Annotated in this window: 9 protein-coding genes and 1 pseudogene; 6 read left to right on the plus strand and 4 right to left on the minus strand. The window is 52.6% G+C overall.

Going from position 1 to position 12,488, the window contains the following annotated elements:
- Positions 1-75: 75 nt before the first annotated feature.
- A pseudogene (locus tag GPJ68_RS05510) lies at positions 76-1,617 on the minus strand (MASE1 domain-containing protein).
- Positions 1,617-2,246 carry a response regulator transcription factor gene (locus GPJ68_RS05515; RefSeq protein WP_104651332.1) on the minus strand — a complete coding sequence of 210 codons (630 nt, stop codon included), beginning with the start codon at positions 2,244-2,246 and terminating at the stop codon, positions 1,617-1,619. The pseudogene GPJ68_RS05510 and the gene GPJ68_RS05515 overlap by 1 nt, the downstream one beginning before the upstream one ends.
- Before the next feature lie 256 nt (positions 2,247-2,502).
- Here GPJ68_RS05515 and tauA point away from each other — a divergent pair, with 256 nt between their 5' ends.
- The 4 genes from tauA to tauD are packed head-to-tail and all read left to right on the plus strand — an operon-like array spanning position 2,503 to position 5,922.
- A complete protein-coding gene (gene tauA / locus GPJ68_RS05520; RefSeq protein ID WP_049042255.1) occupies positions 2,503-3,465 on the plus strand; it encodes a taurine ABC transporter substrate-binding protein in 963 nt (320 codons plus the stop codon).
- Between the two features lie 14 nt (positions 3,466-3,479).
- The gene (tauB, locus tag GPJ68_RS05525; RefSeq protein WP_103928963.1) at positions 3,480-4,247 is read left to right on the plus strand and encodes a taurine ABC transporter ATP-binding subunit; all 768 of its coding nucleotides are present in this window, start codon (positions 3,480-3,482) and stop codon (positions 4,245-4,247) included.
- On the plus strand, positions 4,244-5,074 hold the full coding sequence (gene tauC / locus GPJ68_RS05530) for a taurine ABC transporter permease TauC (RefSeq protein ID WP_016155826.1): 831 nt from the start codon (positions 4,244-4,246) through the stop codon (positions 5,072-5,074). The genes tauB and tauC overlap by 4 nt, the downstream gene beginning before the upstream one ends.
- Positions 5,071-5,922, plus strand: coding sequence for a taurine dioxygenase (gene tauD, locus GPJ68_RS05535; protein ID WP_049042258.1), 852 nt, complete (start codon positions 5,071-5,073; stop codon positions 5,920-5,922). Before tauC ends, tauD begins: the two co-directional genes overlap by 4 nt.
- A gap of 78 nt (positions 5,923-6,000) precedes the next feature.
- On the opposite strand, the gene hemB is transcribed toward tauD, so the two are convergent.
- Positions 6,001-6,975 carry a porphobilinogen synthase gene (hemB, locus tag GPJ68_RS05540; RefSeq protein WP_016151991.1) on the minus strand — a complete coding sequence of 325 codons (975 nt, stop codon included), beginning with the start codon at positions 6,973-6,975 and terminating at the stop codon, positions 6,001-6,003.
- A gap of 510 nt (positions 6,976-7,485) precedes the next feature.
- Here hemB and ehaB point away from each other — a divergent pair.
- Both ehaB and iprA read left to right on the plus strand, forming a co-directional pair.
- The gene (gene ehaB, locus GPJ68_RS05545) at positions 7,486-10,410 is read left to right on the plus strand and encodes an autotransporter adhesin EhaB (RefSeq protein ID WP_047416945.1); all 2,925 of its coding nucleotides are present in this window, start codon (positions 7,486-7,488) and stop codon (positions 10,408-10,410) included.
- Positions 10,411-10,499: 89 nt separating this feature from the next.
- Positions 10,500-11,123 carry a hydrogen peroxide resistance inhibitor IprA gene (gene iprA / locus GPJ68_RS05550; protein ID WP_104651293.1) on the plus strand — a complete coding sequence of 208 codons (624 nt, stop codon included), beginning with the start codon at positions 10,500-10,502 and terminating at the stop codon, positions 11,121-11,123.
- Between the two features lies 1 nt (position 11,124).
- Here the strand turns inward: iprA and ampH are convergent, their stop codons facing one another.
- Positions 11,125-12,282, minus strand: a complete 1,158-nt coding sequence (gene ampH, locus GPJ68_RS05555; protein WP_016151995.1) for a D-alanyl-D-alanine-carboxypeptidase/endopeptidase AmpH — start codon at positions 12,280-12,282, stop codon at positions 11,125-11,127.
- Between the last annotated feature and the right edge of the window lie 206 nt (positions 12,283-12,488).

The following is a 12,488-nucleotide window of genomic DNA, read 5'->3' on the forward strand; positions in this document are numbered from 1 at the left end:
GTTTGTGCTGACTATAGGAAAGTGAAAGCAAAATGGGATGAGATAAAGTCCGCAGTGACTAAGACTTTTTCCTGGTTAACGGCTGATTTGTTGCAAATTTGTGGGCAGGTTAACAATTACCCGCGTGCCGTTGTTCGATTCGAGCGTCAGTTCGCCGCCAAGGGCGCTGACCCGCTCACGCATCCCCTAGATACCGAACCCGGGGATTTTCTCTGCGAGAATACCTACACCGTTGTCAGCGACGTGCAGAAACACGCGGTGTTCCTGCTGGCGCAGCGTAATCGATACTTCGCTGGCATCGGCATGTTTACAGACGTTATTGAGCAACTCCTGCAGCAGGCGATACAGTGTGAAACGCACCGTTTCATTTTCTGGCGTATTTTCAAGCTGATAGTCAAACCAACAGCGAATGCCGCGTTCGGCAAAGGCAAATTCATTCACCAGATGATGCAGTGCATCTTTAAAGGCCAATTCATCGAGCGCGGGCGGTCGCAGCTGGCGCAGCAGTTGGCGGGTGGAGTGGTGAATGCGCCGGGCAAGGTCGTTGATCTGATTTGCCGCTTCAAGCGTTTGCTCGCGACCCGGCGCGCGCTTGACCAGTTGCGACTGAATTTGAATGGCGGTGATGTTCTGACCAATTTCGTCGTGTAGTTCCCGCGCCAGGCTTTTGCGCGTATTTTCCTCGGTGCGGATCAGTTGTTCGGTCAGCGCGCGTCGCGCTGCCAGTTCGGCTTCCAGACGCTGGCGATAATGGTGCAGGTTTTGCGCCAGATGCTGCTGGCGGCTGATAGCGATCCCGAGCCCTATGCCCAGCAGCGCCTGGGTGGCGAGGAAAATCTCCAGCTCCAGTAAATTGCTGAACCCGACGCCGATTTGCCGGGCGATGGTGATCATCATACTGCCGAGCAGTCCGGACAACACGCCGCCCTGCCAGCCAAATTTCCACGCCATCACCACGTTTGGTAAGAACACCACGATTAGCAGCAGGCGCTCGATCTCCGGTGACAGCACCATCTGGGTACCTATGCCGATAATGAAAAACAGACTACACCAGATGATAAGCGAGGTACGCAGGGGGGGATTGGTGGTATCCAGTCCGAGCAAATGATAGCGGTGCTGCTGGCGCAGAAATTCATAGATCAGATAGACAAACGGCGTCAGCAGCACGCCGCCAGTAAACGATGCCAGGCCAATTAACGTTGCCGGGCTTTGGATAAACGGTGAAAGCAGGAGGGTATTGAGCAATGACGTGATCGTCACCGCGGCCAGCAGCAGCGTTAAGCGCTGCCAGTAAAGGGGGAAGCGGTGCCAGTATGACTGGCCGATACTCGCCGGGATCAGGCTAATCAACGGCGCAACCAGCAGGATATAGCCATTCACTAATTGCTCGCTGTGTAGCCAGAACAGCATCAGCACCGGCGGCAGTACCAGCGCGGGCCAGTAACGGCGAGAAAGCAGGATTAGCAGGGCGAGATAGACGCCGTGCGGCAGGAATAGCGCTGCCTGCTGGCCGTTGTGGGTCAGGTAAAACCCCAGCGTCCACAGCATCAACCAGCCCGATCCCCAGGCCAGCAGAATAAACAGAGAAATAACCCAATGACGAAGGCTGCGTGACATTAATGCCCCGTCAGCAACTGGTGGTCGAGTGCAAAATGCACCAGATCGATGGTGCTGTGGCATTGCAGTTTGCCCAGCACGTTCGCACGATGAACGTGCACCGTTTTATGGCTGAGGTCGAGCTTGAAAGCGATCTCTTTTACGCTGTCGCCTTTGACCAGCAGATCAAACACTTCGCGCTCGCGCGGGGTCAATACCTCCAGTACCTGCGCGGGCTGTTCGCCGCCGCGTAGCGCCCGCAGCGCGTCGGCGCACAGGTAATGCCCGCCCATACCAACCGATCGTACCGCCTGCACCAGTTCCTCCGGTCCGCAACGTTTGGTCAGATAACCGCTGGCACCGGCATCCAGTGCGCTTTGCACAAACGTGGGTGAGTCATAGATGCTGAGAATAATGGCGCGAAAACCGGGCTTCTGCGTCCGCAGTCGTTTTAACAGGCTCAGGCCATTTTCATCTGGCATGGCGATATCCATCACCGCAACGTTGACGTCATCATGCAGTAATGCAGGCCACGCCTGGGCCGCGCTGCTGTACTGGCCAGCAACGTTGAGATCGTCTTCGAGACTGAGTAATTGCGCAAAGCCGGAACGCACCACCACATGGTCATCCACCAGCACAACATGAATCATGATCTTGCTCTCTTGCCTGACAATGGCATCTATGATGCCTGCCAGCGCCGCGCTGGCAATCCCCGTGGCGCGGATATGTAACGAATGTAACAAAATCGCAATAATTTGCCGGCCTGCAATCAAATGCATTTCCGGGCTAAGCATTGCCGCTTTTTTTCTAAAAACAGATCGCTATTAGCCAGAATTTTTAATTCCTTTATCAAATTGTGCCGCAACGAAATACTGCCCTCATAACAAGACAGGGGAGCAGACAATCATGGCTATTTCATCGCGTAACGCACTACTTGCCGCACTGGCATTCATCGCATTTCAGGCACAGGCGGTGAACGTCACCGTTGCTTATCAGACCTCCGCTGAACCCGCCAAAGTGGCGCAGGCGGATAACACCTTTGCTAAAGAGAGCGGGGCTACCGTTGACTGGCGCAAATTCGACAGCGGTGCGAGCATCGTCCGTGCGCTGGCATCCGGTGATGTGCAGATCGGTAATCTTGGCTCCAGCCCGCTGGCGGTCGCTGCCAGCCAGCAGGTGCCTATTGAGGTTTTCCTGCTGGCGTCAAAACTCGGCAATTCTGAAGCGCTGGTGGTGAAGAAAAACATCAGTAAACCGCAAGATTTGATTGGTAAGCGCATTGCCGTGCCGTTTATTTCCACTACCCATTACAGCCTGCTGGCGGCGTTGAAACACTGGGGTATCAAAGCAGGGCAGGTGGAGATTGTGAACCTGCAGCCACCCGCGATTATTGCCGCCTGGCAGCGCGGAGATATTGATGGTGCTTATGTCTGGGCGCCTGCGGTAAACGCGCTGGAAAAAGATGGCAAGGTATTAACCGACTCATCGCAGGTTGGCGAGTGGGGCGCACCGACGCTGGACGTGTGGGTGGTGCGCAAAGATTTTGCCGAGAAGCATCCTGAGGTGGTGAAAGCCTTTGCCAAAAGCGCCATCGACGCCCAGCAGCCTTATATCGCTAATCCCGATGAATGGCTGAAACAGCCGGAGAATATCAGCAAACTGTCGCGTTTGAGTGGCGTACCGGAGGCGGATGTGCCGGGCCTGGTGAAAGGTAACACCTATTTGACGGCACAACAGCAAACCGCTGAGCTAACCGGCCCGGTGAATAAAGCAATTATCGACACCGCGCAGTTCCTCAAAGAGCAGGGTAAAGTCCCCGCCGTCGCGACGGATTACAGCCAGTATGTGACCGATCGCTTCGTGCAATAAATAAGGAGGCGCTGATGCTGCAAATCTCTCATCTTGCCGCCAGCTACGGTGGAAAACCGGTGCTGGAAGATATCAACCTGACGCTCGATAGTGGCGAACTGCTGGTGGTACTCGGACCTTCTGGTTGCGGAAAAACCACGCTGTTAAATCTGATTGCCGGGTTTGTGCCGTATCAGCATGGCAGCATTATGCTGGCGGGCAACAAGGTTGAAGGTCCAGGCGCAGAGCGCGGGGTTGTGTTCCAGAACGAAGGCCTGCTGCCCTGGCGCAACGTGCAGGACAACGTGGCCTTCGGGCTGCAACTGGCGGGGATGGAGAAGCCCCAACGTCAACGAATCGCGCGGGAGATGTTGCAGAAAGTTGGGCTGGAGGATGCGGGAAAACGTTTTATCTGGCAGCTCTCTGGTGGTCAGCGTCAGCGCGTCGGTATTGCGCGGGCGTTGGCTGCCAACCCGCAGCTGTTGTTGCTGGATGAACCCTTTGGCGCGCTCGACGCCTTTACCCGCGAGCAGATGCAAACCCTGCTGCTGAAGTTGTGGCATGAGACTGGCAAACAGGTGCTGTTGATTACCCACGATATTGAAGAAGCCGTTTTTATGGCAACGGAGCTGGTATTGCTGTCGCCAGGCCCTGGCCGGGTACTGGAGCGTCTGCCGCTGAATTTCGCTCGTCGCTTTGTGGCCGGAGAGCCGAGCCGCAGCATTAAGTCCGACCCGCAGTTTATCGCCATGCGCGAGTATGTGTTAGGTCGTGTCTTTGAACAACGGGAGGCATTCTCATGAGCGTGGTGATTAATGATAAACCCCGTCGCCAGCGCGCGCTGAACTGGCGCTGGCCGTTCTCGCGGCAGATTACCTTAAGCTTCGGTACGCTGGTCGTCATTCTGGCGGTGTGGTGGACGGTGGCGGCGCTGCAGTTAATCAGTCCGCTGTTTTTACCCCCGCCGGGCCAGGTTTTGCAAAAACTGATGGTTATTGCCGGGCCGCAGGGGTTTATGGATGCCACGCTGTGGCAGCATCTGGCGGCGAGCCTGACGCGTATTGTTATCGCGCTGCTGGCGGCGGTACTGCTCGGCGTTCCGGTTGGGATCGCTATGGGGCTGAGTCCGACGATGCGCGGCATTCTCGATCCGATCATTGAACTGTATCGTCCGGTTCCGCCATTGGCCTATTTGCCGCTGATGGTGATCTGGTTTGGCATTGGTGAGACCTCCAAGATCCTGCTGATCTATCTGGCGATTTTCGCCCCTGTAGCGATGTCGGCGCTGGCGGGGGTTAAAAGCGCGCAGCAGGTGAGAGTGCGTGCCGCACAGTCGCTGGGAGCCAGTCGTACGCAGGTGCTGTGGTTTGTTATTTTGCCGGGGGCATTGCCGGAGATACTCACAGGGTTGCGTATCGGGCTTGGCGTGGGCTGGTCGACGTTGGTGGCAGCAGAGCTGATTGCCGCCACGCGAGGTTTAGGATTTATGGTGCAGTCAGCCGGTGAGTTTCTGGCAACGGATGTGGTGCTGGCGGGGATCGCGGTGATTGCCGTTATCGCGTTTATTTTAGAACTGGGTCTGCGCGCGCTTCAGCGCCGCCTGACGCCCTGGCATGGAGAAGTACAATGAGTGAACGTCTGAGCATTACCCCGCTGGGGCCGAACATTGGCGCACAAATCACCGGTGCGGATTTGACGCGCCCGCTGAGCGATAATCAGTTTGAACAGCTTTATCACGCCGTACTGCGCCATCAGGTGGTGTTTCTGCGTGAGCAGGTGATTACGCCGCAACAACAGCGGGCGCTGGCGCTGCGTTTTGGCGATCTGCATATTCACCCTGTCTATCCGCATGCCGAAGGGGTTGAAGAGATTATCGTGCTGGATACTCATAACGATAATCCGCCGGATAACGACAACTGGCACACCGATGTGACCTTTATCGACACGCCGCCAGCGGGCGCGATTCTGGCGGCAAAAGAGCTGCCATCGACAGGGGGAGACACCCTGTGGACCAGCGGGATTGCCGCTTATGACGCATTATCTGAGCCGTTTCGCCAGTTGCTGAGCGGCCTGCGGGCAGAGCATGATTTTCGTAAATCCTTCCAGGAATATAAATACCGCCAGACGCCAGAGGAGCATCAGCGCTGGCTGGAGGCGGTGGCAAAGCATCCGCCCCTGCTGCATCCGGTGGTGCGCACGCATCCAGTGAGCGGGAAGCAGGCGCTGTTCGTGAATGAAGGATTTACCACGCGAATTGTCGATGTGACGGAAAAAGAGAGCGAGGCGTTACTGCGCTTTTTGTTCGCGCATATCACTAAACCGGAGTTCCAGGTGCGCTGGCGTTGGCAGCCCAACGATGTGGCGATTTGGGATAATCGCGTGACGCAGCATTATGCGAATGCGGATTATCTGCCCCTGCGGCGCATTATGCACCGGGCGACAATTTTGGGAGACAAGCCGTTTTTTCGGGCGGGGTGATTATCGGAGACGCTTCATTTACCGGGCCTACGACCTGTAGGTCCGGTAAAGCGAAGCCGTCATTAGGCAACAAAGTGATTAGCGCAGGATTTTTTTCTCAGCCAGATCCAGTGCGAAGTAGCTGAAGATCAGATCCGCGCCAGCGCGTTTGATCGAGCCTAAGCTTTCCAGCACCACTTTCTCTTCATCTATTGCACCCGCAAGGGCTGCAAACTTGATCATCGCGTATTCACCGCTGACCTGATAAGCGCCAATCGGCAGCTCGGTGCGCTCGCGGATATCGCGCAGAATATCGAGGTATGCGCCAGCCGGTTTGACCATCAAGCAGTCTGCGCCCTGGGCTTCATCCAGCAGCGATTCGCGGATCGCTTCCCGACGGTTCATCGGGTTCATCTGATAGGTTTTACGATCGCCCTTCAGCGCGGTACCTGCGGCTTCACGGAATGGGCCATAGAAAGAAGAGGCAAATTTGGTGGAGTAGGACATGATCGCGGTATCGGTAAAGCCCGCGGCATCCAGCGCCTGGCGAATCGCCTGTACCTGGCCGTCCATTGCGGCGGAAGGGGCGATGAAATCTGCGCCCGCAGCGGCGGCAACGACCGCCTGTTTGCCGAGATTGGCAAGGGTTAAATCGTTATCAACGCCGTGCTCGCATAATACGCCGCAGTGACCGTGCGAGGTGTATTCACAGAAGCAGGTGTCGGACATGACGATCATCTCCGGTACGGTCTGCTTACAGATACGCGACATGCGCGCCACCAGACCGTCTTCTTTCCAGGCGTCGCTGCCGGTGTCATCGGTGTGATGAGAAATGCCGAATGTCATTACCGAGCGGATGCCTGCATTAGCAATGCGTTCAATTTCGCGCGCCAGATGCTTCTCTGGAATGCGCATCACGCCGGGCATGGCCTCGATAGCTTTGTAATCGTCGAGTTCTTCTTCAACAAAGATCGGCAACACCAGGTCATTTAAGCTGAGTGTTGTCTCTTCAAACATAGCGCGCAGCGCAGGTGATTTGCGCAGGCGGCGAGGGCGTTGGATTAGGTCTGTCATGGTATGCCTGATGTTTGTGGAATCGAAGGCCGTAGTATACCCGAACCTGAGGGTGGGTGGTTTACGAAAGTTGGCGTTATATCTGGATTTTCCATCGTGGAAGGCTGAATCATTAGAGCAATTTATTCACATTTATGGCAAGTTATTTATATTCATTATTTTGCTTGTTTCTGTTTTTATTATTTTAAATATCGATGCGTTTATTTCTGTAGGGCTGGTGATAATTTCTCTTTATTTATTGTTTATTTGTTTGGGTGTGTGGTGAGTTATTTATTAATTATATGTTTCAGAGGTGTGTTGTGCAGTATTTCATTGAAAGGATAAGTGTTTTTGTTTTTTGTGTCAGAGGCGGGAGTATTCGTAGTGTTGTCCGGTTTCGGACGACTAGCAAAGAATAATTGAACCTTTCCTTTGTGAAACCGCATAATCGTCCCCGCGAAACATAAAATGTTTTCTTTGCATTGATAATTGATGGATCAACTATATTACGTCCCTGAGGAGGGATGACAAATGCACACTTGGAAAAAGAAACTTGTAGTCTCACAATTAGCATTAGCCTGTACTTTGGCAATCACTTCTCAGGCGAATGCTTCTACTGATATTTCTGGAACTACGTACACAACGTTCACCCATTATAATGACGCATCACATGTTGATGACGTTTACTTCGATGGCTATGTCGGTTGGAACAATTACGGCACTGATAGCATTTATAACGGTGATATTTATCCGGTAATCAATAACGCTACTGTAAACGGCGTTATTTCTACTTATTATCTGGATGATGGACTGTCAACTAACGGCAATTATAACAGCCTGACGATTAAAAACAGTACCATTCACGGTATGGTGACATCCGAGTGTATGACCACGGATTGTACTAACCGTACGGGTACCGACTATTACTACGACCGTCTGGCAATGAACGTCATCAACTCCACTATCGATGACAACTACGAACATTATACCTACAACGGTACCTATAATGACGTGGCTGATACGCACGTTGTCGACGTTTATAACCTGGGTACGGCTATCACTCTGGATCAAGAAGTTGATCTGTCTATCTCCAACAACTCTCACGTCGCGGGTATTACCCTGACTCAGGGTTATGAGTGGGAAGATATTGACGATAATACCGTCATCACCGGCGTAAACAGCGGCGAAGTGTTTAACAACACTATCGCTGTTACCGACTCTACCCTGACCTCAGGTTCCTGGTCTGATGAAGGAAGATCCGGCTGGTTTGGTAACACCAGCAATGCGAGCGACTACAACGGTAACGGTTGGAACGCGAATGATATCGCATTGGCGGTTATTGCTAATCCCAATGCAGATAACGCGATGCAGACCACCGCCACGTTTGATAACGCTACGCTGATGGGCGATGTGCTGTTCTCCAGCAACTTTGATGAGAACTTCTTCCCGAACGGTGCTGATACTTACCGCGATACTGATGCCGATCTGGATACCAACGGCTGGGATGGTACTGACCGTCTGGATCTGACCCTGAACCACGGCAGCAAGTGGGTTGGTGCGGCAATGTCCGTCCATCAGGTTGACGTTGATGGTGATGGTGTTTACGAAAGCTATGCTGAGGGCACTGAAGCCACCGCTACGCTGATTGATATCGCTGCCAACAGCCTGTGGCCTTCTTCAACCTACGGTATCGATAGCGACACATCCTCCTATGACGAAAATGGTCATGTGGTTGGCAATACCGTTTATCAGAGCGGTCTGTTCAACGTGACGCTGAACGGCGCTTCCCAGTGGGATACCACCAAAACTTCTCTGATTGACACTTTGAGCATCAACAGCGGTTCCGTTGTCAACGTGGGTGATTCTGCGCTGGTTTCTGACTCCATCACTCTGACCGGTGCTTCCGCACTGAACATCAATGAAGATGGTCGTGTTGCGACTAATACGCTGTCTATTGACAACAGTACCGTAACGATTGCTGATGATGTCTCTGCCGGCTGGAATGTGCTTAATGCCGCGCTGTATGCCAATACCATTAACGTCACCAACAACGGCGTTCTGGATGTGGGCAACAGCACCGGGAACGCACTGCAAGTTGATACCCTGAATCTGACCAGCTACACCGACGCTTACAACCATGTTAATGCGGGTGTTTTCGACATCAACAGCGCTAACTATGTATTGAATGCTGACCTGACCAACGATCGTACCAACGATACGCGCCAGGCTAACTACGGTTATGGTGTGATCGCGATGAACTCTGATGGTCATCTGACTATCAACGGTAACGGCGATTCTGACACCTCAGGCGATCAGTCTGAAGTTGATAACTACGGTGATCACGTAGCAGCGGCAACCGGTAACTATAAAGTTCGCATCGATAACGCCACTGGCGCAGGTTCTGTTGCTGATTACAACGGTAACGAGCTGATCTACGTTAACGACACGAACAGCACCGCAACTTTCTCTGCAGCCAACAAAGCAGACCTGGGTGCTTACACCTATCAGGCTCAGCAGCAGGGTAACACCGTTGTTCTGCAGCAGATGGAGCTGACCGACTACGCGAACATGGCGCTGAGCATTCCGTCTGCCAATACGAATATCTGGAACCTGGAACAAGACACCGTTGGTACTCGTCTGACTAACGCGCGTCATGGTCTGGTAGATAACGGTGGTGCATGGGTGAGCTACTTCGGCGGCAGCTTCGATGCGGATAACGGCAACATTAACTATGATCAGGATGTTAACGGCATCATGGTCGGTGTTGATTCCAAAATCGATGGTAACAACGCTAAGTGGATTGTCGGTGCTGCGGCAGGCTTTGCGAAAGGTGACATGAGTGATCGTACCGGCCAGGTAGATCAGGATAGCCAGACTGCCTATATCTACTCTTCTGCTCGTTTTGCGAACAACATCTTTGTTGACAGTAACTTAAGCTACTCCCACTTCAACAACGATCTGTCTGCCAGCATGAGCAACGGTCAGTATGTTGATGGCAGCACCTCTTCTGATGCCTGGGGCTTTGGCTTGAAACTGGGTTATGACCTGAAGCTGGGTGACGCAGGTTACGTAACCCCTTACGGTAGCGTATCCGGTCTGTTCCAGTCTGGTGATGACTATAAGCTGAGCAACGACATGAAAGTTGACGGTCAGTCTTATGACAGCATGCGTTATGAACTTGGTGTAGATGCAGGTTATACCTTCGCCTACAGCGATGACCAGGCGTTGACCCCGTACTTCAAACTGGCCTATGTTTACGACGACTCTAACAACGATTCTGATGTAAACGGTGATTCTATCGACAACGGCGTAGAAGGTTCTGCGGTACGCGTTGGACTGGGTACTCAGTTTAGCTTCACCAAGAACTTCAGCGCGTACACCGATGCTAATTACCTCGGTGGTGGTGATGTCGATCAAGACTGGTCTGCAAACGTTGGTGTTAAATATACCTGGTAACAACTTTCTCGCAGAGAAATAAAAGGTAATTTAATTTAGAATAATGCCCGTCACGGATTTGACGGGCATTTCTTGCAAGGAATGCGCACATGCTATCTTCAAATAAACCTCTTCTTGAGTTTGGTAAGCTTGATAAATGTTTAGCGAAATATGGTAAACACTTTGAGTGTGGGAACGAAAAAGAAATAATTTATTCCGGTGATATTAATAGTGATGATACTTTCATTATTTTAAGTGGTGTTGTTTCCTTACGTAGAGGGGAATGCGTACTGGTCGGGATTGCACAGGCGCCTTTTATTATGGGCCTTTCTGATGGCGTGATGAAAACAGATGTACAATACAAATTAATAACCGAAAGTAATTGTACGGGATACCACCTGCCTGCTTCGCAAACGATAAATATAATTGAACAATGCCAGCTTTGGCGTGAAGCCTTTTGCTGGTTGGCATGGCAAAACTCCATGTTTGAGTTGCGCGATCTGCAGCTGATCGGCAATAACTCCTACGATCAGATCCGCGCGACGCTGATATCCATGATGAAATGGGACGACGTACTGCGTTCGCGTATCGGCGTCATGAACTATATTCACCAACGCACGCGAATTTCACGCTCAGTTGTCGCTGAGGTTCTCGCGGCATTGCGTAAAGGTGGTTACATTGAAATGAATAAAGGCAAACTGGTGAGCATTAACCGTTTGCCTTTTGAGTATTAAGTCAGGATGCAGGAATAACCTGCGGTTTGTTCCCGCTCAGCTCTGCAACCAGATCGTTGATACCGTCGCTCATATTGGTAAAGCGGGTTAGCGGAGAGCGGGTCACCACGATAAATGCCCCGACGTTTTGCTGCGGGATCATCGCCATATAGGTAATGAAGCCGCCGCCGCCACCAGTTTTTTGAATAATTCCCGGTCGCCCATTCTTCGGCGCCATATAGACCCAGCCCAAACCCAGCGCATCGGCTCTACCCGGAACATCCATCCCTATCACTTTGGTTAACTGCGTACGCTGATAAATCAGCGTCTGCATACGGTCGGCCTGCTGGCTACGATGGTAAAAATCAGATGAGAGATACTGCTGCATCCAGCGCATCATATCGCCGGGTGTTGAATAAACACCGCCGCTGCCCATCGCCGCCAGGGTATTGTTGCAAGGACTGGCGCCTTTTTCCGCGACCATCAGGCGTCTGCATTGATCGGGGGATGGGGTAAAGGTGGTGTCTTTCATCCCCAGCGGACGGGTAATTTTTTCTTCAAACAGCTGCGGATAAGGCTTTCCGGATGCGGTTCCCAGCGCATCGGCCAGCAGGTCAAACGCCAGGTTGGAATAAGAAGCCTGCGAACCCGGTGCGGCTTTAAGCGTGGCGGTTGATAGATAGCTCCAGCGCTGTTCACGGGTTGGCCAGACAAACACTGGGCGCTTCGCCGCACCGCCAGGCTGTTCGCGCGGCAGCGCGCTGGTATGCGTCGCCAGATTCACCAGCGTAATCGGCGTGCCCTGATAAGTCGGCACGCGCGCGCCAGGCGGCGCATATTTGCTCAATGGATCGTTGAGTTTAACCGTACCCTGATCGAGTAATTTCACCAGCATTTCGCTGGTCATTAATTTAGTAATAGAGGCAATTCGAATAACGGAATCCAGCTGCGGATGAACGTTATTGCCAGGGCGTGTTTCGCCGAAGCTGCGAAATACGCGCTGGTTGCCATCAATCACCACGAGCGCCATCCCCGTAGCACCGCTGCCGTAAAATATATGGTCGGCATAACGATCGACGATATCAGAGGCGAAGACCGGATCGGTTATAGGCTGTGCCGCCTGGACAGATGTCAATGACGCCGCACACAGCGCGGCAGAAAAAAGCAGACTACGTTTCAACGGTGGTGTCCATGAGTTAGAGAAAGTGAAAAAGGATGTCGTGCGTATGCGTATTTATACTACTCATCGGCGTATTGCAAAGCGCTTATCAGCCAATGATAGTGTGAAAAACGTAACGATGAGTAAACGCGAGCGTTTCCCGGATTACGGATGTTCGCTTTTGTGATCTCACGCTGTGATAATCTGCACTTGCTGGAACGTTGTCG

It is taken from the genome of Citrobacter sp. 172116965 (assembly GCF_013458095.1).
GTDB lineage: Bacteria > Pseudomonadota > Gammaproteobacteria > Enterobacterales > Enterobacteriaceae > Citrobacter > Citrobacter braakii.